Below are 26,365 nucleotides of genomic sequence, written 5' to 3' on the forward strand. Positions count from 1 at the left end.
GTCCGGGCACCAAAACATTGAACAATGAGAGGCGCTATGCAACAGCTCGATGACGTAAAGCATTACCTACAACGGTTGCAGAGCCGTATCTGCGAGCAACTCGAAGCCGAAGACACCGGGGCAACTTTTGCTGCGGATAGCTGGCAACGGCCCGAGGGTGGCGGTGGCATGACGCGTATTTTAGAGGGCGGAGATGTCTTTGAAAAAGCGGGTGTCGGCTTTTCGCACGTCCTGGGTTCGCAATTACCGCCTTCCGCTACGGCCAATCGACCGGAGATCGCCGGGCGTCGCTGGCAGGCCATGGGGGTCTCGTTGGTGATTCACCCGCGCAACCCCTATGTGCCGACCTCTCACGCCAATGTACGCTTATTCGTCGCCGAGGCACCGGGCGAGGAACCCATTTGGTGGTTTGGTGGGGGTTTCGACCTCACGCCTTATTACGGTTTCGACGAAGACTGCGCGCATTGGCACCGTACCGCACGCGATCTGTGCTTGCCGTTTGGCGAGGACGTGCACCCCAAGTTCAAAGATTGGTGCGACCGCTACTTCCATTTGCCACACCGTAATGAACCGCGTGGCATTGGCGGCTTATTCTATGATGACCTCAGTGCTTGGGGCTTTGATGCCTGCTTTAATTTCATGCAAGCGGTGGGCGACGGATACTTGAACGCTTACTTGCCCATTGTGCAGCGCCGTAAAGGCATGACTTATGGCCCACGTGAGCGTGCTTGGCAAGCTTATCGGCGCGGCCGCTATGTTGAGTTCAACCTGTTGCACGACCGTGGCACCATCTTTGGTCTGCAATCGGGTGGGCGTACCGAGTCGATTTTGATGAGCCTGCCCCCGACCGTCGAGTGGCACTACAACCATCAGCCTTTACCCGGTTCAGCGGAAGAGAAGTTGCTCACACATACCTTGGTTAATAAGGACTGGCTATGAGTCATCGTTTGGGTCTTTTGGGCCATCCGGTGGCGCATAGCAAGTCACCGCGTATTCATCAAGCGTTTGCCGCGTCCTTGGGCTTGGAGCTGAGTTATGAAGCCATTGATGTCGAGCCAGGTACTTTTGCGGCCCTTGTTGAAGCATTGTTTACGAATGGTTATCACGGCTTTAACGTGACCGTTCCCTATAAAGAAGAAGCCTATGTGGCGGTGGATCGTTTGTCAGACCGTGCGCGCTTGGCGGCCGCAGTGAATACGCTGTTGCGCACGCCAGAGGGTATCCTAGGTGACAACACCGATGGCTATGGTTTAGTGCATGATATCGTCACGCGGCATGGTATTGCGTTGCGTGGTCAGCGGATTTTGGTGTTGGGGGCCGGTGGTGCGGTGCGCGGTGTCTTAGACCCTGTTTTGAAAGAGCAGCCCGCGTCCGTAACCATTGCTAATCGCACACAGGTTAAAGCGGAGCAACTGGCTGCTATCTTCGCCACCCAAGGCGAGATTCAAGCCACGCCCATGGCGGATCTGCGCGGACCGTTCGATATCATCATCAATGGCACGGCGGCGAGCCTGGGGGGTGACGTGCCCGATCTACCGGCCGAACTGTGCGTTGGTGCTACGCTGGTTTATGACATGATGTACGGCGCCGAGGATACGGCCTTTCTGCGCTGGGCGAAAACCCAGCAGCCGAAGCAATGTTTGGACGGGCTGGGTATGTTGGTGTCGCAGGCCGCAGAGTCGTTTCGCTTATGGACTGGCCATGCGCCCGATGCCGAGCCGGTGTTACAGCGGTTGCGAGAGGAACTCAGCCAGCCCTCTGGCCTCCTTCCGTAAGGTGGTGTGTTTACACCCGCCACTACAATAACGTTCGATCGCTACCGGCGGGTATACTCATACAGAAAAGCACCCGCCCGAAGATGTCGAATATCTTTTAGCTAAGCAGGCGCTGCAGTAGCGCGCGAATGGTTGCCGGTTCAAACGGCTTTTCGCAGATGGCATCGACCCCCGACTGGGCAATATTGCTCAACTGGGCTTCGTTGGCTTCCGAGCTGACCATCAAAATGGGCAAGTGCGACAACGCGGGCTGTTGGCGTACAAACTCGGTGAGTTCTCGACCATCCATTTCCGGCATATTGTAGTCGGTAAAGATGACATCAAAGGGCTCTTCCAGCAGCAACTTCACGGCTTCTTTGCCATTTTCCGCTTCCACAAAGGTGCTGGCACCCATTTTCTCCAGCGTGCGTCTGATGTGTTTGCGCGCCATTCGGCTGTCATCGACCAGCAATATACGCATTTCGTGGATGTCAAAAACCTCGAGTTCCAGCTCCTCTTCGGAGATCGAATCGATGGTTGCGCGAATAGCCCGGTCGAGTGCTTCCGCACCAAACGGCTTGGGCAGAATAGCCAGTACGCCGGACTGGCGCATGGTTTCTAAGTAGTGCTTGTTGCGCTCACTGGACACCAGCATGAATGGCTGGGCTTCAGTGGCTGGGTCTTTACGCAGCGCCGATAAAAAGTCTTCGGCGGTGCCGTCTTCAAGATACATCGCACTGACCACTAAATCGGGTTCCGTTGCCAATATGACCGACCGTGCAGCGGCAAAGGTGGTGGCGGTCTCAATCTTGTTGATCCCCAGCTCTTGCAGGCTGCGTACAATGATTTTTTGCTGAACCTCCGACGGTTCTATCAGCAACAGCGACAAGTCAGCCGCCGCAATGGTATGAGCCATGCTTACCTCGAAAAGTTGTCAGAGCACCCGACGCTGATCCACCTCGGCAGCCAGATAGTCGTTCTTGAGCTTCATGTAGTTTTTTGCACTGTACTTAAAGAAGGATAGCTCCTTTTCACTCAAAGGGCGCGCCTGTTTCGCTGGACTGCCCATGTAAAGATAACCACTTTTGAGAGTTTTGCCCGGTGGTACCAGAGTTCCTGCGCCTATCACCACGCGGTCTTCGACCACGGCGCCATCCAATACCACGGCGCCAATACCGATTAAGACTTCGTTACCAATGGTGCAGCCATGCAGGCATGCTTGGTGTCCGATGGTAACGTCATCACCTATAGTGAGAGGATAACCTTCTGGGTTGAAGTCACTGGCGTGCGTGATGTGCAGTACCGCACCATCCTGGACAGAGGTGCGTTGGCCCACGCGAATGCGATGCATATCACCGCGCACGATGGCCCCCGGCCAGATGGATACATCGTCGCCGAGCTTCACATCACCTAACACAAACGCCTGCGGATCGACCATGACAGCATCGCCCAATTGAGGGGTGTAACCGCGAAAACTGATAATAGCCATGGAACCTGAGTCTCCTGAAACTTGTATTGAGGCCGATCAGCACCATATCCTAAGGTGAGGAAGGTGCTAAATTCGTAACGCGTTTAGTTGCCTTCATAAGATACCCTAAGTTGAAGGAGTCCGCATGTCTGACAATCCACTGCAGCAACCGCATGAGCTACCCCCGTTCTCACAGATCAAGGTCGAGCACATACTGCCCGCAGTGGATAAAGCCATCGCGGATTATCGTACCCTGATTGAGCGTCTAGCGGCTGATCAACAGGCACCAACGTGGGAAAACTTCGCAGCGCCAATGGAGCAGGCGGCTCGCGTGCTGAGTAACCTGTTTTCGCCGGTCAGCCATTTAGCCAACGTAAAAGATTCACCTGAACTGCGTGACGCCTATCGGGAGGCCGTGCAGCGCATCAGTGCTTTTGATACCGACCGAGGTCAGCACGCTGGTCTTTATTCGCGTTTCCAAGCGTTGCATGACAGCGCTGAGTTTGCTGTGCTATCTGAGGCTCAACAAGCTGCGGTAGAACACGCCCTGCGTGATTTTAAGCTGGCCGGTATTGCCTTACCAACGAAGGAGCAGGCACGGTTTAAACAGCTGATGCAGGATCTGGCGCGTTTAGAAAATCAATTTTCGGAAAATGTCTTGGATGCGACGCAAGGCTGGACGCTGCACATTGCAGATGAAGAGGAGTTGTCAGGCCTACCAGACTCGGCACGCGCGACCCTGGCTGACAACGCGCAACAAGCGGATCAGACCGGCTGGCTGGTGACCCTGGAACACCCATCCTATTTGCCGGTCATGACCTATGCTGATAATCGGACCCTGCGCCAAACAGTGCATGAAGCCTTTACCACGCGGGCATCGGATCAAGGCCCTAAGGCTGGACAGTGGGATAATAGCCACCTGATGACCGAGATATTGGATAAGCGCTTAGCGGCTGCCAAATTGTTGGGCTTCGAACACTATGCCGAGCTGTCGCTGGCCACCAAGATGGCGCAGACACCACAAGCGGTCACGGACTTCCTGTACGAGTTGGCGCGCCAAAGTGTGCCACAAGCCCGTGCTGAAATGGCGGAGCTCGCGGAGTTCGCCCGCCAAGAGCTGAGCATTGAACAGATGCAGCCTTGGGACATGGCCTACGCCAGCGAAAAGTTAAAGGAAGCGCGTTACGCGGTGTCGGACGAGCAACTGCGCCCGTATTTTCCGGTGCCACGTGTGCTGTCGGGCTTGTTTGAGACCGTACGTCGCCTGTACGGCATTCGAATTGAAGCGGTGACCGACTTTGATCGTTATCACTCGGATGTCCAATTGTACAACCTGTTCGATGATGATCAATTGGTCGCCCGCTTCTACCTCGACCTCTATGCGCGTAAAGGCAAGCGCGGTGGCGCTTGGATGGACGATTGCCGGGCGCGCGGTCAATACGATGACGGTTTACAGCTACCGGTGGCGTATTTGACCTGCAATTTTACTGCCCCGATCGGAGGCCAGCCCAGCTTGCTGACGCACGATGACGTGGTGACGTTGTTTCATGAATTCGGGCACGGCTTGCACCATATGCTCACGCAGGTAGACATTGCTGCCGTCAGCGGTATAAACGGCGTGGCTTGGGACGCCGTTGAATTGCCGTCGCAGTTCATGGAAAACTTCTGTTGGGAACCGGAGGCACTGGCCTTTATTTCGGGTCATGTCGATACCGGTGCACCACTGCCGAAAGACTTGCTCGATAAGATGTTGGCGGCGCGCAATTTTCAGTCGGCCATGCAAATGGTCCGGCAGTTGGAGTTCTCGCTGTTCGATTTTATTCTGCATCAGGCCAGTGAGGCGGTTGATATCACGGCCCTTCGGAAGGTATTGGCGCACGTCCGTAAAGACGTCACCGTGGTGCCGGTGGCTGATTACACGCGTTTTGAGAACAGCTTCGGCCATATCTTTGCGGGTGGCTACGCAGCGGGTTACTACAGCTATAAGTGGGCTGAAGTGCTCAGCGCTGATGCGTTCAGTCGCTTTGAAGAAGAGGGTTTGTTCAGTCCCGAGGCGGCTCGAGATTTCAGACATAAGGTGTTGGCGCGCGGTGCGGCACGGCCCGCAGCCGAGCTGTTTAAAGACTTTCGTGGTCGCGAGCCCTCAGTGGAGCCTTTGTTGCGTCATTCGGGTATTACCGGCAAGCAGGCAGCTTGATGTACCTCGTTGGGCGGGTGTTTACACCCGCCATGAATCAATGAGCAGCTCGTTCAACCGTGTGCCGTAACCTTTATCAACCGGCTACACCACAAAGCGGTTAAGGTTACTGCCGAGGTCATGGGCTAACTGGTCGAGGGCACGGGCGCGTTGTTCCGCTTCGTCCGAGTTCTGCGCCAGCTGATCGGCGGCTTCTTTAATTTGACTGGTGATACGACTGATCTCATCGGTCGCCTTGTGTTGCTCACCCGACGCGCCGGCAATGCGCTCTGACATTTCGTTGATCAACTCAATGGCATCATTGATCGATGACAGGCTACTGGCTACCCCACTGGCGTTTTCGGCGGTGTCTTGTGTCACAGTCACAGACTTCTCCATCATATTCACTGCCTGGCCGGTCTGCGCCTGTAAGCCTTCAATCATGCCTTGAATCTCACCCGTTGCGTCGTGCGTGCGCTGCGACAAGGCACGCACTTCGTCAGCCACTACGGCAAAGCCGCGCCCCTGATCACCGGCGCGCGCTGCTTCAATCGCTGCGTTCAAGGCCAGCAAATTGGTTTGTTCAGCGATCCCTTGAATCGTTGCCAGGATTGAATTGATTTTCAAGGCTTGTTCATTAAGGCTTTGTATGACAACTGTGGTTTCATGGATGCCATCGGTAAGCTTCTGCATGTTCTCACGGTTGGTCTTTGCCAGCCCTAGGCCGTCGCGCGTTGCTTCAGCAGAACGGCGGGCTGCTTCGGCCGTCTCGCTGGCGCTCTGCGCCACCTCGTTCGCGGTCATCGACATTTCATGGATGGCAGCGGCGACTTGCCCGATTTCATCCTGTTGCAGACGAATCTGCTGATTATTTTCTTGGCTGTCTTCCATCGTGGCCTTGGCTTCTTCACCCAATGCGCCGGAGGTGTCGCGTGCTTGGCTCACCAGGGCTTGGATGGTTTCCATAAAATGGTTGAACGATCGGCTCAGTTGTCCAAGTTCATCATCCTTCAAATACGTCAGTCGACGCGTTAAATCGCCTTGGCCTTGTCCGATGTCATGCATAGCGTCACGAATGGTATCCAATGGGGCCAGCAGCCAGCGCAGCAGTGTCAGGGCTACGGCGAAATAAATGGCAAGGATAATGATGGTGTTGATCAGGGTGCCAATCAGCATGGCCCTGATGGGCGCGTTAACCGCGGCTTGGTCAAGAGCAAAGCCAAGGCTCCAGTCACTGCCTGGCACCGCAGTAAAGGCCACCAAGCTGTCCTTGCCGTCCATCCGCACATTCACCAACTCATTGCTGTTGCGCAATGCATTGATGCGCTGCGGGGTAAGGCTGCTGTTCAGCGTACTGATGTTTTCGGTGGCAAAGCGCTCGTCCGGATGCGCAAGTATTTGGCCATCACCGGCCACCATAAAGGTGTAACCCCGATCGCCTAAACTGGCGGCTAACACGGTATCTACCACCACTCCCAGTGATAAATCGGCTCCTAACACGCCTTGGCCACGCACGGGCGTTGCAAAGGTCACCACATAGCCACCGGAAGAAGCATCCGTGTAGGGTGGGGTAAGGATACTGTCGTTGGCTCTGGAGGACTGCTGGTACCAAGGTCGCACGCGCGGGTCGTAATCACTGGGTAAGGTTTCAGGCGGGTACATGATCATGTCGCCTTGCGTGGTACCCAGATAGGCGTATAAAAAATCACCACCACCCTGAGTTAACCGCAATACGTGGTCGAGGGTGTCTCCAGCCTCTAAACGAGCTGCAGCCGTTTCCATCAAGCGGATGTTGTCGGCAACCCACGAAGCCACATTGCCCGACAGCACATTACCTGCCAAGGTTATTTCATTTAATACGCCCTGGCGGGCTTGATTACGCAAATCGAGAAAAGAGGTAATCGCTCGAACTGCAATGGCGATAAAGGCCATGATGAGCACGGCGGCGAGCAACTTGGTTTTCAGGTTCATACTCGGCATGATCGCATTCCTCGTAAGGAAAAGTTTTTTGTTGTCAGCGCTTGTTTGATCGCTGTTATAGTTAGGTAAATATCAGTATTGACTAGGTTGCGCGGTTCAGCCAGTTTGTGCGCCTTAAAACCTGATGTTTTGGCTACCGTGCGAAACGTGACTGTGCGGTATATCATTAGTGGCACTTACAATCACTTAGTTCGCCCGAGGAGGCATATCGCTTGTGGAGCCATTTTTCTCTCACCACCTGCTGATTTCCATGCCACAGATGACGGACGCCTACTTTGCGCAGTCTATTGTTTATCTGGTACGACACGACAGTGATGGCGCCATGGGCTTGATCATTAATAAGCCGGTTGGCATGACGTTGACCGAGTTGCTCGATAATTCGGGCGTGCCACACAATGACGTCAGCTCGGAACCCGAACTGGTGTTTGGTGGGCCGGTGATGCGCGAGCGCGGGTTTGTGCTGCATGGCTTGCTGGGTGGTTGGGACTCGACGTTGAACAATGATGCATGGGGTGTCACCACGTCCAAAGACATCTTGCATTCGATTGCCCAAAAGCAGGGGCCTGAGCAGTACCAAATTTGTTTGGGTTACGCCGGTTGGGACGCGGGGCAGCTGGAACAGGAGTTGGCGCAAAACGCTTGGTTGATAGTGCCGGCGGATGCAGACTTGGTGTTTGCGACACCGCCGTACGAGCGCTACCAAAAGGCCTTGGATCGTCTGGGTGTGGATTTGACACAGTTGGGCGCGGGCGGTACAGCGTAGCTAGACTAAAAAACCGATGGAAAGAATGCAGTTCACATAAGGGGAAGGGCATGGCGGCACAAACGGCATTGCGTAAACAGGTAAAAGAGCTCGGGCAATTATTGGGGCAAACCATTGCACGGGCGAACGGCGCGGAATGGCTAGAGACCATTGAAACCATCCGTGGCTGGGGTAAAGCAGCACGCGACGGCGACGCCAAGGCGCGCCAAGAGATGGCGGCGTTGTTTGAGCAAATGTCCGACGACGACTTACTGGTGGTGGCGCGCTCCTTCACTCAGTTTTTGAACCTGGTCAACATCGCTGAACAGCAGCACACCATTACCCCCGAAGGGTTGGCGCAGCAGCAGTATCCAGAGCCGCTGGCAGACCTTTTGCAGCGCCTCGGGCAAAGTGAGCTGACCGCGCAGGAAAAACAAAGTGCGATTGATACGCTGCGCTTGGAGTTGGTATTGACCGCCCACCCTACTGAAGTAACACGACGCACCATCATTCATAAATACGGTGCCTTGGCTGGCGAGCTGGCGCACCTGAACGATAAGGCGCAGCCGCGCACGCGCCGTCTCGCGGTGCAGCGCATCGATGAGTTGATCAGTCAATCGTGGCACACGGCGGAAATTCGTAATGTCCGGCCCACGCCGGTCGATGAAGCACGCTGGGGCTTCGCTGTTATCGAGAATTCGTTGTGGGATGCGGTGCCGCAGTTTATGCGTGACATGGAAGAGACCATTGCCGCGCATGGACTGAACTTGCCGCTCGACGCTCGCACCTTAAGCTTCTGCTCTTGGATGGGCGGTGACCGCGACGGCAACCCCTTTGTCACCGCACGAGTGACCGAGCAGGTGCTGTTGTTGGCGCGCTGGAAAGCAGCCGAGTTGTTCAGCAAGGCGGTCGATGAACTGGCGTCCGAGTTATCGATGACCGATTGCACACCCGCCTTACGCACCATGGCGGGCGACAGCAGCGAGCCTTATCGGGCCGTGCTCAAGTCATTGCGTACCCGACTGAATCTGGTGAAGGATGCTATCCAGTTGCGTTTGGACGATCGCAGCAAAGTCGCCTTGGAAGATTGCTTGCTCAGTGACGATGCTTTGATAACGCCGCTGACTGCGTGTTACGAGTCGCTGCAGGCCTGTGGCATGGAGGTCATTGCCGAAGGAGCGTTAAAAGACACCTTACGCCGTGCCTATGTGTTTGGCAGCAGTCTGTTGCGTTTGGATGTCCGTCAGCACAGCGAGCGCCACCGGGCGGTGTTATCCGAGCTGACATTGTATTTAGGGTTGGGTGATTACGAACACTGGGGCGAAGACGACAAACAAGCTTTTCTGTTGCGAGAATTAGGTAGCAAGCGCCCGCTGATTCCGCTCCAGTGGCAGCCGTCAGAAGAGGTGCAAGAGGTACTGGATACCTGCCGTGTGGTCAGTCAATTCAGTGCCGACTCCTTCGGTATCTATATTATCTCCATGGCGCGGCATCCGTCCGATGTATTGGCAGTACAGTTGCTGTTGCGGGAGTGTGGCGTTAACTGGGCCATGCCGGTAGCGCCGTTGTTTGAAACCCTTGATGACTTGGAAGTGGCTCCGGACACCATGCGTCGCCTCCTGTCGGTGGAGTGGTATCGCGGTTATATCCATGGGCGCCAACACGTCATGATTGGCTATTCCGATTCTGCCAAAGACGCCGGGGTGCTGGCTGCTTCATGGGCGCAGTATCGCGCCCAAGAGTCACTGGGTCAGTTGGCCGAAGAATTTGGCATTAGCCTCACGTTGTTTCATGGCCGGGGTGGCACCATCGGTCGCGGGGGCGGCCCAGCCCACGCGGCTATCCTGTCGCAGCCGCCGGGCTCCGTGCAAGGCGGTTTCCGCGTCACCGAGCAGGGTGAAACCATCCGCTTCAAATTCGGTTTGCCGGAATTGGCGGTGCGTAGCCTGCATCTGTACGCCAGTGCGGTACTGGAAGCCTTGTTGCTGCCCCCGCCAGAGCCAGAGCCCAAATGGCGCGAGCTGATGTCCCGCATGGCGACGGTGTCGTGCCAGCACTATCGGGCCATAGTGCGTGACCACCCGGACTTCGTCCCGTTCTTCCGCGCTGTGACGCCGGAACAAGAGTTGGGTAAGTTGCCGCTCGGTAGTCGTCCTACCAAGCGTAAGCCGGGTGGCGGTGTGGAATCCTTGCGCGCCATTCCGTGGATATTCGCATGGTCGCAGAATCGTATGCTTTTGCCGAGCTGGTTAGGTGCGGTACAAGCGATACAGGAAGAAGCCGATGCCGGTGCGGGTGCGCTGGTTGAACAAATGAAAGACCGCTGGCCCTTCTTCGCGACACGTCTTGCCATGCTGGAAATGGTGTTTTTAAAGACGGATGGCGACATCAGCGGGGCTTATGCCGCACGCCTATCACCGCCGGAGCTGCTGCATCTCGATACGCTGCTGCGCGAGCAGATGGCGAAGGATGCGCAAACCTTGCGTGCGTTGTTGGCAGAAGATCAACTGATGTTGAACGACAGCTGGAACCGCGACAGCATCTTGTTGCGTGATCCTTACCTGGAACCCTTGCATTGGCTACAGATTGAGTTGATCGCACGCTTGCGCGCGGCTGAACACAACAGCACGGTAGAAAAAGCGTTGATGGTGACCATCGGCGGTATTGCGGCAGGGATGAGAAACACGGGCTAGCCGGCAGAATGGGATGCCAAAAAACGAGCATCCTTGCTCCGGTGCACAGGGCACCCGCTCAACTCCTTGAGCGACACCATCCTTGGTGCAGCAGAACAGTATCCATGATACTGCTAAAAGTTAGACAGCATAACAGTGAAAGGTGACGATTTAGGGGGGGTCAAATCGTCACCTTTCACTGTATCAATGACTTACGGGCGTCTTTTCGGGGCCGAAGCTGTAAAAATTGCCAAAATCGACACGATAGCGCGCGTCAACTATCATTGTCGCTCTCTCGGTGCGTTATAAAGCGTGCCGATGGCGATTCTGCTACAAGCCGCTATAGTCCGATAACCCAAGCGCAATCGTTGGGTGAGCGATTCAGAGGATAAGGCATGTCAAACAATAAGCTGGAGCCAGTGCGAGAGCAAATTCTTGCCCAATTCTCACCACGTGAGGTCAATTTCGCTGAGTTAGAAGTGGGGCTAGACCAGCTTTATGGATCCAACCTTAAGCGCAGTCGCTTGGCGTTAGGCTGGAGCCAAGAGAAAACGGCTGCAGAGATCGGTGTTTCGTTGTCGCAGTACCGTAAGTACGAAAGCGGCAGCGACTATGCGCGCATGGGTACCACCGCGCGTTATATGATGCGCACGGGCGTGCCTTTTCAGTATTTCTTTTTAGGTGGTGGTTACGACTACCTGTTTTCGTCGTTGACCATTCGTGCTGATTTGCTGCAGATGCAGATATTTGTTGGTCAAAGCAACGACAGAGAGTTCAACCATTTTGTCCACCTCTTGTCAGAGATGCTGGAAGTTCCTTTGCCTACGCCCTTGGACACCGATGGCCTCATCTGGCCGAGTCGGCAAGAAGTAGCGGCAGAGATTGATGGCTACTACGCCATGGTGGCGGAGGGTCTGCGCAGCTTCCGAGACGTACTACATATTCCACAAGATATGGTTGCTGACCTGCTGGGCATTGCCTCATCGACCATGGGCAACTATGAGCGCGCCAGCAATGAGCCGCACTTTAACGTCATCATGGCGTTGCGCTTATGGGCAGCAACCGGTGTTAACCCGCTGTGGTTAACCTACGGTAGTCACTTTTTTAACATGCGTATGTTGCAACACAAGCGTATGGAATACCTGTGTCAGATGCTGCATGGCTTGCCCGTGCCGGCACTGCCAAACCTAACGCAGGCGGTAGTCGCCTTGGGAACCTTGCGGGCTGACGTTCGAGGCTCGCGCAGTTGAGGTAGTCTTTGCTATACTCGCCCTCCTTTTTTCAGGCAGGCACATCATGGTCAAGCGATTCATTGCGGGTGCAGTCTGTCCATCTTGTGGGGCAAAAGACTCACTACGCATGGAATATATGAACGACGGTGCCGATATGGTACGTGACTGCGTCGATTGCGGTTTCACCGACACACTCAATGCTGAGGCGTCGTCAGCGACGCTGCCCGGTACGCGGGTCGAAGCCGCACCGCGTGACGATGACCGGCAGGTGATTCGTATCATGCCTCCGACCAAGCCTAAATAACCTTACTAGCAATTAGGAGAGAGCGAATGACGCCATTGGTTGGTGTAATCATGGGTTCACAGTCCGACTGGGATACCATGGAACACACAGTAGACACCTTGAAGGCCTTAGGCATCCCCTATGAGGCTAAGGTTGTGTCGGCGCATCGAACCCCCGATTTACTGTTTGAGTATGCCGAGACCGCCTATGCGCGTGGGCTACAGGTTATTATCGCCGGTGCCGGTGGTGCAGCGCACTTGCCCGGTATGTGTGCGGCGAAAACGCATTTACCGGTATTTGGTGTACCTGTGCAGTCGAAAGCGTTGAACGGTATGGATTCCTTGCTCAGTATCGTTCAAATGCCAGCGGGCATACCGACGGGTACCCTGGCCATTGGGCGTGCCGGAGCCATCAATGCGGCGCTATTGGCGGCGGCGGTGTTGAGCAATCACTCGGACGATATTCGTACCGCGTTGGTGGCGTTTCGCGCCGCACAAACCGAAAAAGTCCTGAGCAATCCGCTGCCAGGTCAGGCGTAATATAGGTTGGCTATGAAAAAGACTTTAGGCATCGTTGGGGCCGGGCAGCTGGGGCGTATGATGGCGTTGGCCGCCGCCCCATTAAACATTCGTTGTGTCTTTTTAGACCCCGCGCGTGACGCCTGTGCGAGTGCTTATGGCGACCAGCTGGTGGCGGACTACGATGACTTGGAGGCCGCAACAGTGCTCGCAGGCCAGGCGGACGCCGCTACCTTTGAGTTTGAAAATGTACCACCCTCCACGGTTGCGGCGATTGCCGAACAGATTCCTGCTTATCCGCCAGCGCTGGCCTTGGCGACTTCGCGTGATCGCTGGTTGGAAAAGTCGATGTTTCAACGCTTGAATATTCCTATCCCGCCCATTGCGCGGGTTGATAGTCAGTCTGCGTTGGTGGCGGCGGTGCAGGATATCGGTTTGCCTGCTGTCTTAAAGACCCGCACCATGGGCTACGACGGCAAGGGGCAGAAAGTACTGCGCCATGCCGCCGATCTAGAAAACGCGGTGGCTGAATTGGGCAATGTACCCTTGATTTTAGAAGGCTTCATTGCTTTCGATGACGAGCTGTCCTGCGTTGCAGTGCGTTCGGCCGATGGCGACTTTAAATGCTACGATCTGGTGTTGAACGAACATCAAGACGGCATACTCTACCGTTCGGCACCGCAGGCTACACATTCTCTACAGGGCCACGCCGCCGATTATGTAAAACGGGTAATGGAAGAGTTGCAATACGTCGGCGTGATGGCGTTTGAATTCTTCCGGTTGGGTGACAGCTTGATGGCCAACGAAATCGCTCCCCGCGTACACAATTCGGGGCATTGGACCATTGAAGGGGCTGAAACCAGTCAATTTGAAAACCATGTGCGAGCGGTCTGTGGTTTGCCACTGGGCGATGTTGCGACACGCGGCGCTGTGACCATGCTGAACGTCTTTGGTGGGCATCCGGACATTGGCGGGTTGCTGCGGTTACCTGGCGTGCATTGGCACGACTACGACAAGGCTCCGCGTCCCGGCCGTAAACTCGGGCATGTCACTGTAACGGCGGCTGACCCCGCTACCTTACAGATACGCGTTGCCGCTGCCGAGCAATGCCTGCGTAACGATCGTGGTGTGGCATGAAGGCCAGCCAGATGAAGTTGGGGCGCTCGCAGAAGGTCACCTTGGCCGTGCTGCTGGTGTTGATGGGGGTGTTCTATTATCTGCAATGGCCTACCCGGGTGCGTCCAGTCCCGACGCCGGACATTGCCGTACAGTTGCCGGTTTCCGGTTACACCGTCTGGTTTGAACGAGAGCCCAGCCGTGAGGAGCACGTTGCCGCAGGTGCTTTAACCGGCCCGCAGCAGGCTACCAACTGGCAAGTTAATCACCGTGGTATCAATATGTTGGTGCAGGAACTGGTGTATTCAGAGGGCGTACTCGAGCAGCGGATGCGTCAAGTAATGAGCGACGCCATAGCCGCTGACCAAGCGGGTTTTGAAGGCCAGCTTATCAGCCATCACAGCCAAGGTGATGCACAGGTCTACCGCCTGCAGCAAGAAGGCGGACGCACCTTTGTCGGCGTGCTCATGGTCCACCCTCCTGCGCTCGTGAAGGTGGGTATCGTGTACACCGGCAGCGAGCGCGCAGCCCGGGCGCAAGCGATTCTGGAAAAGCTACTGTAAGTTCAATGGCGGTATAAGTCGGTGCGCACTGACTAAGCGGTGAAAACAAGTTCAGCTAATGGTTTATTGGTCATTTTTTATCCGTATAATACGTCCCCCCTGTAATTTCTCGATCCGAGGTTGTGTGTGAATTTTCCAACTCAGTTTGATGTCATTGTCATCGGCGGTGGCCATGCCGGTACCGAGGCCGCATTAGCGGCGGCGCGCATGGGTGCGCAGACCCTGTTATTGACGCACAACATCGAGACCGTAGGGGTGATGTCCTGCAATCCCGCCATTGGCGGTATTGGCAAAAGTCATTTGGTGAAGGAAATCGACGCCATGGGCGGTGCCATGGCACGCGCCACCGACCGAGCGGGCATTCAGTTTCGCGTACTCAACAGCCGCAAAGGCCCAGCCGTTCGTGCTACGCGAGCCCAGGCCGACCGCAACCTATATCGTATGGCGATTCGCGATATCGTGGAGCAGCAAGAGAATCTCTTTGTTTTTCAGCAAGCTGCTGACGACCTCATCATTGAACAAGACCGCGTGAGTGGCGTCGTGACGCAGACCGGTATTCGCATTAAGGGCCATACCGTCGTCCTGACGGCCGGCACCTTTCTCGGTGGCCGCATTCATGTGGGTATGGACAACTATCAGGGTGGCCGCATGGGCGATGCGCCCGCCAACAAGCTAGCCGAACGCTTGCGTGCATTGCCGTTTAAGGTTGGCCGCTTAAAAACGGGTACGCCAGCACGCATCGATGCACGTACGGTAGACTTCAGTGTGATGGATGAACAAGCGGGTGATACGCCGCTGCCAGTGATGTCCTATCTGGGCAAAGTCGAAGAGCACCCGCGCCAAGTCAGTTGCTATGTCACGCACACCAGCGAAGCCACGCACGACATCATTCGCAGCAACCTAGACAAATCCCCCATGTACGCGGGCGTGATAGACGGTATTGGGCCACGTTATTGCCCGTCCATCGAAGATAAGGTAGTACGCTTCGCCGACAAATCATCGCACCAAATTTTTGTCGAGCCGGAAGGCCTGACCTCTTACGAATTATATCCCAACGGTATCTCAACCAGTCTGCCGTTTGACGTCCAGGTGCAGTTTATTCGCACCATGAAAGGGTTTGAAAACGCCCACATGACGCGGCCCGGCTACGCCATTGAGTATGACTTCTTCGATCCACAAGACTTATCGCACTGGATGGAAACGCGCTACGTGAAAAACCTGTTCTTCGCCGGACAGATCAACGGCACCACCGGGTATGAAGAGGCCGGAGCGCAGGGTTTGCTGGCCGGTATTAATGCCGCTTTGCGCGCGCGCGATACTGCGCCTTGGTACCCGTTGCGCGACCAAGCGTACATCGGGGTGTTGATGGATGATCTGATCACCATGGGCACCAAAGAGCCTTATCGTATGTTCACCAGCCGCGCCGAATACCGTTTGTTGCTGCGTGAGGACAACGCTGATCAGCGCCTGACCGAACAGGCGCGCGAACTGGGCTTGGTTGACGAAGAGCGATGGGCAGCGTTCTGCAGCAAACAGGAAGCGATTGTCGGCGAAACAGCGCGTATAGCGGCGACTTGGGTACGCCCTGATACACCGGAAGGCGACCGTGTGAAGACGCTGATAGGGCAGCCTCTGCGCCATGAATACTCGCTGCGCGATCTGCTCAAACGACCAGAAGTAACTTACGGCGACCTGGCTGAGCTGGCAAGTGACCACCCTGCGTTGCCGGATGATGTCACCGAGCAGGTTGAGATTGCCGTGAAGTACGAAGGCTATATTAAGCGGCAGCAAGATGAAATCGATCAGCTGCGTAAGCATGAGCATACCGCGTTGCCGGACGATTTAGATTACACCGCCATCAGTGGATTATCAAACGAGGTACGTCAGAAGCTGCAACAGGTGCGTCCCACCACCTTGGCGCAGGCAGGTCGCATCTCCGGTGTCACACCCGCCGCCGTTTCTTTATTGCTGGTGCACCTGAAAAAGCACTCGGCCATGCGGAAGACGGCCTGATATGAGCCTACCGTATAAAGACGTGTTGTCGCAGGCCATCGATCAGCTGGCCATAGCGCTGGATGATGCTCAGGTGGACCAGCTGTTGGCGTATCATGCTGGCCTGATCAAATGGAACAAGGCTTATAATTTGACCGCCGTGCGTGACCCTATGGCCATGGTGCAGCGGCACCTGATTGACAGTTTAAGCATTCTGCCGTTTCTGCCCGCTGGTCGCTTGCTGGATGTGGGTACTGGTGGCGGTTTGCCCGGTATCGTGGTCGCCATTGCGCGGCCCGATATCACGGTGACTTTGCTCGACAGCAATGGCAAAAAAATTCGCTTTTTGCGCCAGATGACGATGGAGCTGGGGTTAAAATCAGTTGCAACCATACAGAGTCGTGTGGAATCCTACAGCGCTGAACCCTTTGACGTGATCACCAGTCGAGCCTTTGCTACCTTGGCCGATATGGTGGCTTGGTCGCGCCATTTGTTGGCGCCAGACGGTCAGTTCATTGCCATGAAAGGGCTCTACCCGGATGAGGAGCTGGCGGCGCTGCCCGCAGATATTCACGTAACCAGCGTTCGGCAATTGCAGGTGCCCGGTGCCGATGGTCAGCGACATCTGGTAGTTTTGGGCGCGGCGTAAACTGGGCAGCGGTAAACATAGAATTCATCGGTCGTTCATAGCACCGGCTACAGTATCGGAGTGTTGCATGAAGAAAATCATCGCCGTCACCAACCAAAAAGGTGGGGTAGGGAAGACGACCACGGCAATTAACCTCGCGGCGTCCTTGGTCGCAACCAAGCGTAAAGTATTGCTGGTGGATATGGACCCGCAAGGTAATGCAACCATGGGTAGCGGCATCAGTAAAAATGAGCTCGAGTTCCACCTCTACCATGTCTTGATTGAAAAAACCCCGCTCGATAAAGTCATCGTGCACGCCGAGCAGGCGGGTTACGATATGATTCCTTCGAATGGCGATGTCACGGCGGCGGAAGTTGAGCTGTTGAATGTGGATCAGCGCGAGCATCGCTTGTCGATGGCGTTGGAAACCGTGCGTGATCAATATGACATGATCATTCTGGATTGTCCTCCATCGCTTAATATGCTGACGGTTAATGCATTAACCGCTGCCGATGCGGTACTGATTCCGGTGCAGTGCGAGTACTTTGCTCTTGAAGGTATTGCCGCCTTATTGGACACCATCGAGCAGATTAAAGACGCTACGAATCCCAAGCTGGAAGTCGAGGGTGTGCTGCGTACCATGTACGATGGCCGCACCAGCCTGACGTCTGATGTGTCGAAGGAATTGCAAAACCATTTTGGCGCACGCCTGTATCGCACGGTAATTCCGCGCAATATTCGTGTTGCCGAAGCACCATCTTATGGACTCCCGGTGATGCAGTATGATCAGTCGTCACGGGGCGCTTTATCCTATCTGGCCTTGGCTGGTGAGTTTATTCGTCGTCAAGAAGAAACCCAGGCTACAGCCAATTGAGTACGTTAAGTTATGTCGGTTAAAAAAAGAGGATTAGGGAAAGGCCTGAGTAGCCTGATCAGCCAGCCTGCGGTGCGGGTAGAAGTGCCGGTAAGCTCGGAATCACACTCAACAGCCCTTGAGCCAACACCCACGGCGGCACGTGTGCCGGACCCACGCGGCGACCTCAGTTACTTACCATTGGATGCATTGCAGCGTGGGCAGTATCAGCCGCGCCGAGATATGTCATCGGACGGCTTGGAAGAGCTGGCGGCCTCCATTCGCTCGCAAGGTATCATTGAGCCTATCGTTGTTCGGGCTATAACCTCGGATAAATACGAAATCATTGCCGGTGAACGGCGCTGGCGTGCGGCGCGGATGGCGGGTCTGGAGTCGGTACCCGCGGTAATCCGCGAAGTCAGCGATGAAGACGCCATTGCCATGGCGCTGATCGAAAACATTCAGCGTGAAGACCTGAATCCGGTCGAAGAAGCCGTGGCTTTGCAGCGTCTGCAAAAAGAGTTTGAGTTAACTCAGCAAGAAGTGGCAGACATTGTCGGCAAAAAGCGAGCAACCGTAGCGAATTTGATGCGCTTGTTGAATCTGACGTCGGAAGTACGCCGCATGCTCGAACACGGCGATATTGAAATGGGCCACGCGCGCGCCATGCTGACCCTTGAAGGCGCCGATCAAATCCGCATTGCGCAAGAAGTGGTGGCTAAAGGCCTCAACGTGCGGCAAGCCGAGGCCTTAGTAAAGAATCATGCGTTGCGTAGTAATCATGGCCCGGCAACTAAGCCGCCTGTCGATGCCAATATTCGCAAATTGGAAGACACCTTGGCGGCGCGCATAGGTGCCCCGGTGGCGATCAAGCATGGTGCGCAGGGCAAAGGCTCCTTGGTGATCAGTTATAACAGCCTGGATGAGCTGGACGGTATTCTCGATCATCTCAAGTAAGTAGAGAGAAGGCATTCATTACGAGCATAATCGCGACAAGAGTAGAGTATTACCGACACAGATACAGGCGGCTAGGTGTTAAAAGCGAATCAACTATTGATGGTGAGCCTTTGAACACCTATACTTTCCCGCGCTTTTGATGACCATCAACGAATAGACAGAGGGCCGGTGACCGAACATCAGGTGACCACGCAAGCGCAACAAGCGACTGACTTTAAAAGGCGCATAATAACAGCCAAAGTCGTCGAACTGGTGTCCCTGATGACACTCACTTTGTTAGCGTTCCTAGTGTCCTCAGAGATCGGCATTGCCGTCTTATTAGGCGGCTTGCTCTATGCCATACCGCAGTGGGTGTTTTCATTGTTAAGCCTGCGGTTTGTTGGCGCTGAGCAGTCAGTCAGCCTTTTTCTATCCATTGTGGTCGGCTTTACTGGGAAATTGGTGTTTGTAGCCTTTGGCTGCGCACTCATTTTTACTCGATATCCTGGCGTTGCGGCAGGTTGGCTTATGGCCACACTGCTCTTCTTTTATGTATATGGCCTGATATTGAGCAGCATTCTAATTCAACTGCCGCCGCGGCGGTAAAAGAGGCTTAAACGACTATGGCATACGAGACTCCCTCTGAGTACATTCAGCACCACCTAGCTAACCTTACCTATGGTTATCTGTCTCCAGAAGCCGCTGCAGAGTTCGGTGTAGAGGCTGGCTGGCAGCTCGCACAGAGTTCATACATTGCCAAGGCAATGGGCTTTCAAAGCATCCACGTTGACTCAATGTTCTGGGGCACCTTGTTGGGCTTGGTGTTCTGCATTACGTTCGGTTTGGCTGCGAAACGCGCCAACTCTGGCGTGCCAGGCAAGTTCCAGTGTCTGGTCGAAATGGTCGTTGAGTTTATCGATAAAACGGTGAAAGAAGTCTTTCACGGTCGTACCTCAAGCATTGCTCCGATCGCCCTGACGATTTTTGTCTGGGTCTTTCTAATGAATTGCATGAAACTGCTGCCAGTGGATTTGATTCCTTACACGCTGGAAGTGGCTTTTGGCATAAATTACCAAAAAGTCGCGCCGACGACCGATGCCAACGTCACCTTGGGTATGGCGATTTTCGTGCTGATCATGGTCGTTGCCTTCTCCATAAAGGTGAAAGGCTGGGGCTTCCTGCGTGAGTTGTCTTTCACGCCGTTCAACCACTGGTTGTTCATCCCCGTTAACCTGTTTATGGAAATCGTCGGTCTGTTGTCGAAGCCGGTCAGTCTCGGCTTGCGTCTGTTCGGCAACATGTATGCCGGTGAAATGATCTTCTTGTTGATCGCCTTGATGTTTATGGCTGGTATAGTGTTCATGCCACTGGCGGGGGCGCTGCAGTTTGTTTGGGCCGTGTTCCACATTCTGGTGGTTACTCTGCAAGCCTTTATCTTTATGGTACTTGCCACGGTTTATCTCGCCATGGCGCAGGAAGACCATTAGAAAGCAGAGGGCTGCGGCCCTCATAAGTAAGCGTATTACCTAAGTATTTAACCCGTTTTAACTTTTAAACTACTGAAACTCTAGGAGAAAACCATGGAAACTGCTGTATATTTTGCTGTTGCAATCATCTTGGCTGCCGGTGCACTAGGTGCGTCACTGTCTATCAGTAACCTGGGTAGCAAGCTGTTGGAAACTACAGCTCGTCAGCCTGAATTGGCACCTGCACTGCAGACTAAATTCTTCATCATCGCTGGTCTGGTAGAAGCTATTCCTATCATCGGTGTTGGTATCGCAATGCTCTTGATCTTCCTGTGATAACCCGTTGTCCGTCCTGAAGTATTTTGGGTCGTTGATCAATTCAAGCTATCAACAGAAAGAGGTGAAACGTGAATTTTAACTACACGTTAGTTGGTCAAATCATCACCTTTGGTCTGTTCGTATGGTTTTGCGCAAAGTTCGTTTGGCCGCCACTCGTGGCGGCTATCGAAGAGCGCCAGAAGAAGATTGCCGATGGCTTAAACGCCGCTGATCGTGCAAGCAAAGATCTGGAGCTCGCGCAAGATAGCGCAAAGGCAAAATTGCGTGAAGCCAAAGAACAGGCAGCAGCCATTATTGAGCAGGCGAATCGTCGTGCTGCACAGTTAGTGGATGAAGCAAAGGCTGAAGCTCGTGCGGAAGGTGAGCGTTTAATCGTTGCCGCCCGTGAAGATATCAAACACGAGCAAAACCTGGCAAAAGAAGAATTGCGTGCGAAAGTCGCAGTGCTTGCAATGCTGGGCGCAGAGAAAGTATTGGATGCCTCTATCGACGAGAAAGTCCACAGTGACATGCTGGAAAAACTGGCAGCAGAACTCTAAGGGGATGAGGCTATGGCAGAAATCAGCACATTAGCACGTCCTTACGCGAAAGCGGCGTTCGATGTAGCCAAGGCGAACGGCCAGCTTACTGGGTGGTCGGCGATGCTGCGCTCCTTAGCCAGCGTTGCTTGCATACCCGAAGTCCAGTCGTTGGTAAACCACGTCAGTCTCTCTACAGCGCAAAAAGTAGAGCAACTGGTCGCGTTGTGTACTGAAGACATGGTCGCTGGCGGTGAAAATCTTGTTGCTACGATGGCAGAGAACAGCCGTTTGGGTCTGTTACCGGAAGTCTTTGAGCAATTCGAAACGTTGCGTTTGGCGGAAGAACAAACCGCCGACGTGGTGATCTCTACTGCGTTCGCGTTGTCCGATGCACAGATAAAAACCCTGTCAGAAAAAATTACCAAGAAGCTGAACCGTGCGGTTCAGGTGTCGACAGAGCTCGATCCGTCTTTGAAAGGCGGTATCATCATTCGTTACGGTGATACCGTGATCGATGGTTCTGTACGCGGTCGTTTGGTCAAACTGGCAGAAGCGATGAATTCCTAATTGAGGGAAATAGCATGCAGCAATTAAATCCTTCAGAAATCAGTGAAGTGATTAAGAAGCGCATTGAGGGTCTCAATGTATCTTCTGAAGCAAAAAATGAAGGCACTATCGTGTCGGTATCTGACGGTATCGTTCGTATCCACGGTCTTGCCGATGTAATGTACGGTGAAATGATCGCCTTTGACGGTGGTTTATTCGGTATGGCACTGAACTTGGAGCGTGACTCCGTTGGTGCTGTTGTACTGGGTGACTATAAAGGTTTGGCCGAAGGTCAAAAGTGTCATTGCACCGGTCGTATCCTAGAAGTACCCGTAGGCCCAGGCCTGATGGGTCGTGTTCTGGATGCGCTGGGTAATCCTATTGATGGTAAAGGCCCTGTAGAAGCTGTTGGCACTGACGCTATTGAAAAAGTGGCGCCTGGTGTAATCGCTCGTCAGTCGGTCGATCAACCATTGCAAACCGGCTACAAAGCCGTTGATGCCATGGTACCCATCGGTCGTGGTCAGCGTGAGTTGATCATCGGTGACCGCCAGACGGGTAAAACCGCCATGGCCATCGATGCCATCATCGCGCAGAAAGACACGGGCGTTAAGTGTGTATACGTTGCCATCGGTCAGAAACAGTCGACCATTGCTAACGTCGTACGCAAGCTGGAAGAGCACGATGCGTTGAAACACACCATCATCGTAGCCGCTTCTGCTTCTACTCCTGCCTCTATGCAGTTCTTGGCGCCTTACGCTGGCTGCACCATGGGTGAGTATTTCCGTGACCGTGGCGAAGATGCCTTGATCGTATACGATGACCTGTCTAAACAGGCTGTTGCTTACCGTCAAATCTCGCTGTTGCTCCGTCGTCCGCCAGGTCGTGAAGCCTACCCTGGTGACGTATTCTATCTACACTCACGTTTGCTTGAGCGTGCTTCACGCGTTAATGCAGAAGAAGTTGAAAAGCTGACCAAAGGCGAAGTGAAAGGCAAAACCGGCTCTTTGACCGCGCTGCCAATCATCGAAACTCAAGGTGGTGACGTATCGGCATTCGTACCGACCAACGTAATCTCGATTACTGACGGTCAGATCTTCCTGGAAACCAACCTGTTCAACTCCGGTATTCGTCCGGCAATGAACGCGGGTATTTCGGTTTCTCGTGTAGGTGGTGCGGCGCAGACCAAAATTGTTAAGAAATTGTCCGGTGGTATTCGTACGGCATTGGCTCAGTATCGTGAATTGGCGGCATTCTCGCAGTTCGCATCTGATCTGGATGAAGCGACGCGTGCCCAGCTAGACCACGGTGAGCGCGTGACAGAGCTGATGAAACAAGCTCAGTACGCACCACTGTCTATCGCACAAATGGCAGTGTCTATCTTTGCAGCGAACGAGGGTTACCTCAAAGACGTTGCAGTGAGTGACATTGGTTCATTCGAGTCAGACTTGCACAAATTCATGCAAGCGGAATACGCCGACCTGATGAAAGACATCGTTGCTTCTGGCAAATACGATGACAGCATCGAGAAAGCGTTCCGTGAAGGTATCGAGAAGTTTAAGGCTTCTCGTAGCTAAGCTGGTTCCTGATCATATCTGGGCGGTTGCCACATACCGGCAACTCTGCCCAGATTAGTTTGAGGCGATAATTATGGCAGCCGGAAAAGAGATACGCTCCAAAATTGGGAGCATCAAGAATACGCAGAAAATCACTTCCGCGATGGAAATGGTTTCGGCGAGCAAGATGCGCAAAGCCCAGGACCGGATGCAAGCCACCAAGCCGTATTCTGAAAAAGTACGTCTGGTGATCGGCCACATCGCAAACGCCGATACCGACTATAACTACACACACCCTTACCTCGAGGAGCGTGAGGTAAAGAACGTAGGTTATATCATGGTATCGACCGACCGTGGCCTCTGTGGTGGTCTGAACGCCAACATGTTTAAGGCCGCACTGAAGTCGATCACTGAATGGAAGAATCAGGGCGTAGGCGTTGAGGTCTGCACCATCGGTAACAAGGGCGCGGGATTTTTCCGCAAAATCGGCTTGCGCAGCGTTGCAGCCACGAGCTCACTGGGCGACAAACCAGAAGTCAAAGACGTTATTGGTTCTGTTCAGGTTATGCTCCAGAAATACAACAAGGGCGAAATTGATCGTCTGTTTCTGGTTTATAACGAGTTCGTTAACACCATGACGCAGACGCCAAACGTCGAGCAGTTGCTGCCTTTGGTAGCGGCTGAAGATGAAACGGCAAAGCGCGACATTTGGGAATATATTTACGAGCCAGATGCCAAGAAGTTGTTGGACGGTTTGTTTTCCCGTTATGTTGAGGCCATGGTGTACCAGGCCGTAGTTGAGAATCTGGCTTGTGAGCAGGCCGCGCGGATGATGGCAATGAAGAACGCGACAGATAATGCTGGGGATTTGATGGACGAGCTAGCGTTGGAATACAACAAAGCCCGTCAGGCCAGTATTACGCAGGAATTGTCTGAGATCGTTAGCGGCGCCATGGCGGTGTAGCGAGCTCCCCAATATTCGGGATTGAGAGGAAATACTAATGAGTAGCGGAAAGATCGTACAGATCATCGGCGCAGTAGTAGACGTGGAATTTCCACGTGATTCTGTGCCTAAAGTGTATGACGCCCTGACCGTGGCAGGCAAAGACCTGACCTTGGAAGTTCAGCAGCAGCTGGGCGACGGCGTTGTACGTGCCATTGCCATGGGTGCGTCCGAAGGGCTCACGCGTGGCCTGGATGTGAACAACACCAATGGTCCCATCATGGTGCCGGTTGGCACTGAAACCTTGGGTCGCATCATGGACGTCTTGGGTAACCCCATCGACGAACGTGGCCCTATCGGTGAAAAAGAACGCATGTCCATTCACCGGGATGCTCCGAGCTATGCTGAACAAGCGCAGAGTCAGGAAATCCTGGAAACCGGTATCAAGGTTATCGACTTGATCTGCCCATTCGCGAAAGGCGGTAAGGTCGGTCTGTTCGGTGGTGCCGGTGTGGGTAAAACGGTAAACATGCTGGAGCTGATCAACAACATCGCGAAAGAGCACTCTGGTTTGTCCGTGTTCGCCGGTGTAGGTGAGCGTACTCGTGAAGGTAACGACTTCTACCACGAGATGTCAGAAGCCGGTGTTATTCAGTTGGAAAACCTGCCTGAGTCTAAGGTAGCCATGGTGTACGGCCAGATGAACGAGCCACCGGGTAACCGTTTGCGCGTTGCTTTGACCGGTTTGACCATGGCCGAGCGTTTCCGTGATGAAGGCCGTGATGTACTGTTCTTCGTGGACAACATCTATCGTTACACCTTGGCCGGTACGGAAGTATCCGCACTCTTGGGTCGTATGCCTTCAGCAGTAGGTTACCAGCCGACACTGGCTGAAGAGATGGGTGCTCTGCAGGAGCGTATTACGTCCACCAAGTCGGGCTCTATCACGTCTGTTCAGGCGGTATACGTACCGGCGGACGACTTGACTGACCCATCGCCTGCGACCACGTTTGCGCACTTGGACGCTACCGTCGTACTGAGCCGTGACATCGCTGCTTTGGGTATCTACCCAGCGGTAGACCCACTGGATTCGACGTCGCGTCAGCTTGATCCCTTGGTTATTGGTCGTGAACACTACGACGTGGCACGTGATACGCAAGAAGTGTTGCAGCGCTACAACGAACTGAAAGACATCATCGCCATCTTGGGTATGGACGAGTTGTCCGACGAAGATAAGCAGATCGTTGCGCGCGCTCGTAAAATCCAGCGCTTCCTGTCTCAGCCTTTCCACGTGGCCGAGATCTTCACTGGCGCCCCTGGTAAGTACGTGTCCTTGAAAGACACCATCAGCGGTTTCCAGGGCATTCTGGACGGTAACTACGATCACATCCCTGAGCAGTTCTTCTACATGAAGGGCACCATTCAGGAAGTGATTGAAGGCTACGAAGCCAGCAAGGCCAAATAATGGAAGCCAACCTTACGCAGCAATGGGTAAGGTTGGTTTTCTGTGATCCCTTAGGGAGAGAATGATGGCAATGACTGTACATTGCGATATCGTCAGCGCTGAAGGCAAGATCTTTTCGGGTCTGGTCGAGTTTTTGGTCGCCAGCGGTGCCATGGGCGAATTGGGTATTCTGCCTAATCACGCTCCGCTGCTGACTACACTTGAACCTGGCTACATTAAGATCACCCGACAGGGCGGCAAAGAAGAGATGATGTATGTGTCCGGTGGCTTCTTAGAAGTGCAGCCGAACCTACTGACCATTCTTGCCGACACGGTAACCCGAGCGGATGATATCGATCAGGCGGCTGCGGAAAAAGCAGCTGAAGAAGCGAAGAAAGAAATGGCACATCTCGTTGGCGACGCTGATTATGCGTACGCCGCCGCGCGTTTGGCAGAAGCCATGGCGCAACTGCGTGTGCTCGAAGCAATGCGTCGTCGTCGCAAGTAAGCTTACTTGCGCGGCCCGCTATGCGAGAAAGCGACCTTCGGGTCGCTTTTTTTATGCCTGTGGATTTGCCTGCGAACCTATGGCCTTATTTATGTCATAAAGAAAATGACAATTACAGGGCTATGAATC

The 26,365-nt window shown here is 54.2% G+C and carries 26 protein-coding genes; 23 read left to right on the forward strand and 3 right to left on the reverse strand.

Features of this window, described 5'->3' with window-relative positions; all coding sequences use genetic code 11:
- The first annotated feature begins 36 nt into the window (after positions 1 to 36).
- Positions 37 to 939, forward strand: coding sequence for an oxygen-dependent coproporphyrinogen oxidase (gene hemF / locus NFC81_RS00080; protein ID WP_304995491.1), 903 nt, complete (start codon positions 37 to 39; stop codon positions 937 to 939).
- Positions 936 to 1,775, forward strand: a complete 840-nt coding sequence (aroE, locus tag NFC81_RS00085; RefSeq protein ID WP_304995492.1) for a shikimate dehydrogenase — start codon at positions 936 to 938, stop codon at positions 1,773 to 1,775. The genes hemF and aroE overlap by 4 nt, the downstream gene beginning before the upstream one ends.
- Before the next feature lie 97 nt (positions 1,776 to 1,872).
- Here aroE and NFC81_RS00090 read toward each other — a convergent pair whose 3' ends face one another.
- Positions 1,873 to 2,670, reverse strand: coding sequence for a response regulator (locus NFC81_RS00090; RefSeq protein ID WP_304995493.1), 798 nt, complete (start codon positions 2,668 to 2,670; stop codon positions 1,873 to 1,875).
- A gap of 18 nt (positions 2,671 to 2,688) precedes the next feature.
- A complete protein-coding gene (locus NFC81_RS00095) occupies positions 2,689 to 3,243 on the reverse strand; it encodes a gamma carbonic anhydrase family protein (protein ID WP_304995494.1) in 555 nt (184 codons plus the stop codon).
- A gap of 124 nt (positions 3,244 to 3,367) precedes the next feature.
- Between NFC81_RS00095 and prlC the strand changes: the two genes are divergently transcribed.
- Positions 3,368 to 5,419, forward strand: coding sequence for an oligopeptidase A (gene prlC / locus NFC81_RS00100; RefSeq protein WP_304995495.1), 2,052 nt, complete (start codon positions 3,368 to 3,370; stop codon positions 5,417 to 5,419).
- Positions 5,420 to 5,503: 84 nt separating this feature from the next.
- Here the strand turns inward: prlC and NFC81_RS00105 are convergent, their stop codons facing one another.
- Positions 5,504 to 7,378 carry a methyl-accepting chemotaxis protein gene (locus tag NFC81_RS00105; RefSeq protein WP_304995496.1) on the reverse strand — a complete coding sequence of 625 codons (1,875 nt, stop codon included), beginning with the start codon at positions 7,376 to 7,378 and terminating at the stop codon, positions 5,504 to 5,506.
- A 214-nt stretch (positions 7,379 to 7,592) separates the two neighbouring features.
- Here NFC81_RS00105 and NFC81_RS00110 point away from each other — a divergent pair, with 214 nt between their 5' ends.
- The 20 genes from NFC81_RS00110 to NFC81_RS00205 all read left to right on the forward strand — a co-directional run bounded on the left by NFC81_RS00110 (position 7,593) and on the right by NFC81_RS00205 (position 26,236).
- Positions 7,593 to 8,141, forward strand: a complete 549-nt coding sequence (locus tag NFC81_RS00110; RefSeq protein WP_304995497.1) for a YqgE/AlgH family protein — start codon at positions 7,593 to 7,595, stop codon at positions 8,139 to 8,141.
- 50 nt (positions 8,142 to 8,191) lie between these two features.
- A complete protein-coding gene (gene ppc, locus NFC81_RS00115) occupies positions 8,192 to 10,813 on the forward strand; it encodes a phosphoenolpyruvate carboxylase (protein WP_304995498.1) in 2,622 nt (873 codons plus the stop codon).
- Between the two features lie 374 nt (positions 10,814 to 11,187).
- A complete protein-coding gene (locus tag NFC81_RS00120) occupies positions 11,188 to 12,042 on the forward strand; it encodes a helix-turn-helix transcriptional regulator (protein ID WP_304995499.1) in 855 nt (284 codons plus the stop codon).
- Positions 12,043 to 12,088: 46 nt separating this feature from the next.
- Positions 12,089 to 12,328, forward strand: coding sequence for a YheV family putative zinc ribbon protein (locus NFC81_RS00125; RefSeq protein WP_304995500.1), 240 nt, complete (start codon positions 12,089 to 12,091; stop codon positions 12,326 to 12,328).
- 26 nt (positions 12,329 to 12,354) lie between these two features.
- The gene (gene purE / locus NFC81_RS00130) at positions 12,355 to 12,846 is read left to right on the forward strand and encodes a 5-(carboxyamino)imidazole ribonucleotide mutase (protein ID WP_304995501.1); all 492 of its coding nucleotides are present in this window, start codon (positions 12,355 to 12,357) and stop codon (positions 12,844 to 12,846) included.
- Between the two features lie 12 nt (positions 12,847 to 12,858).
- Positions 12,859 to 13,962, forward strand: a complete 1,104-nt coding sequence (locus NFC81_RS00135) for a 5-(carboxyamino)imidazole ribonucleotide synthase (RefSeq protein ID WP_304995502.1) — start codon at positions 12,859 to 12,861, stop codon at positions 13,960 to 13,962.
- Positions 13,959 to 14,504, forward strand: a complete 546-nt coding sequence (locus NFC81_RS00140; RefSeq protein ID WP_304995503.1) for a hypothetical protein — start codon at positions 13,959 to 13,961, stop codon at positions 14,502 to 14,504. The genes NFC81_RS00135 and NFC81_RS00140 overlap by 4 nt, the downstream gene beginning before the upstream one ends.
- A 126-nt stretch (positions 14,505 to 14,630) precedes the next feature.
- Entirely contained in the window at positions 14,631 to 16,517 is a 1,887-nt protein-coding gene (gene mnmG, locus NFC81_RS00145) for a tRNA uridine-5-carboxymethylaminomethyl(34) synthesis enzyme MnmG (RefSeq protein WP_304995504.1), read from the forward strand.
- A gap of 1 nt (position 16,518) precedes the next feature.
- The gene (gene rsmG, locus NFC81_RS00150) at positions 16,519 to 17,145 is read left to right on the forward strand and encodes a 16S rRNA (guanine(527)-N(7))-methyltransferase RsmG (protein ID WP_304995505.1); all 627 of its coding nucleotides are present in this window, start codon (positions 16,519 to 16,521) and stop codon (positions 17,143 to 17,145) included.
- Positions 17,146 to 17,212: 67 nt separating this feature from the next.
- Positions 17,213 to 17,998 carry an AAA family ATPase gene (locus NFC81_RS00155; protein ID WP_304995506.1) on the forward strand — a complete coding sequence of 262 codons (786 nt, stop codon included), beginning with the start codon at positions 17,213 to 17,215 and terminating at the stop codon, positions 17,996 to 17,998.
- A 12-nt stretch (positions 17,999 to 18,010) separates the two neighbouring features.
- Positions 18,011 to 18,934 carry a ParB/RepB/Spo0J family partition protein gene (locus NFC81_RS00160; RefSeq protein WP_304995507.1) on the forward strand — a complete coding sequence of 308 codons (924 nt, stop codon included), beginning with the start codon at positions 18,011 to 18,013 and terminating at the stop codon, positions 18,932 to 18,934.
- Between the two features lie 252 nt (positions 18,935 to 19,186).
- On the forward strand, positions 19,187 to 19,519 hold the full coding sequence (locus NFC81_RS00165; protein ID WP_370529916.1) for an ATP synthase subunit I: 333 nt from the start codon (positions 19,187 to 19,189) through the stop codon (positions 19,517 to 19,519).
- Positions 19,520 to 19,536: 17 nt separating this feature from the next.
- Positions 19,537 to 20,400, forward strand: a complete 864-nt coding sequence (gene atpB / locus NFC81_RS00170) for a F0F1 ATP synthase subunit A (RefSeq protein ID WP_304995509.1) — start codon at positions 19,537 to 19,539, stop codon at positions 20,398 to 20,400.
- A gap of 93 nt (positions 20,401 to 20,493) precedes the next feature.
- The gene (gene atpE / locus NFC81_RS00175) at positions 20,494 to 20,715 is read left to right on the forward strand and encodes a F0F1 ATP synthase subunit C (protein WP_304995510.1); all 222 of its coding nucleotides are present in this window, start codon (positions 20,494 to 20,496) and stop codon (positions 20,713 to 20,715) included.
- A gap of 71 nt (positions 20,716 to 20,786) precedes the next feature.
- Positions 20,787 to 21,257 (forward strand): F0F1 ATP synthase subunit B, encoded by a 471-nt coding sequence (locus NFC81_RS00180; protein WP_304995511.1) that lies wholly within the window; start codon positions 20,787 to 20,789, stop codon positions 21,255 to 21,257.
- Positions 21,258 to 21,269: 12 nt separating this feature from the next.
- The gene (locus NFC81_RS00185; RefSeq protein ID WP_304995512.1) at positions 21,270 to 21,806 is read left to right on the forward strand and encodes a F0F1 ATP synthase subunit delta; all 537 of its coding nucleotides are present in this window, start codon (positions 21,270 to 21,272) and stop codon (positions 21,804 to 21,806) included.
- A gap of 14 nt (positions 21,807 to 21,820) precedes the next feature.
- Positions 21,821 to 23,362 (forward strand): F0F1 ATP synthase subunit alpha, encoded by a 1,542-nt coding sequence (gene atpA / locus NFC81_RS00190; RefSeq protein ID WP_304995513.1) that lies wholly within the window; start codon positions 21,821 to 21,823, stop codon positions 23,360 to 23,362.
- A 73-nt stretch (positions 23,363 to 23,435) separates the two neighbouring features.
- Entirely contained in the window at positions 23,436 to 24,305 is an 870-nt protein-coding gene (atpG, locus tag NFC81_RS00195; protein WP_304995514.1) for a F0F1 ATP synthase subunit gamma, read from the forward strand.
- A gap of 37 nt (positions 24,306 to 24,342) precedes the next feature.
- Positions 24,343 to 25,749: a F0F1 ATP synthase subunit beta gene (gene atpD / locus NFC81_RS00200; protein ID WP_304995515.1), complete on the forward strand. Its 1,407-nt coding sequence runs from the start codon at positions 24,343 to 24,345 to the stop codon at positions 25,747 to 25,749.
- A 64-nt stretch (positions 25,750 to 25,813) separates the two neighbouring features.
- Positions 25,814 to 26,236, forward strand: coding sequence for a F0F1 ATP synthase subunit epsilon (locus NFC81_RS00205; protein WP_304995516.1), 423 nt, complete (start codon positions 25,814 to 25,816; stop codon positions 26,234 to 26,236).
- Positions 26,237 to 26,365 lie beyond the last annotated feature (129 nt).

Origin of the sequence: Salinispirillum sp. LH 10-3-1 (assembly GCF_030643825.1) — a bacterium.
GTDB lineage: Bacteria > Pseudomonadota > Gammaproteobacteria > Pseudomonadales > Natronospirillaceae > Salinispirillum.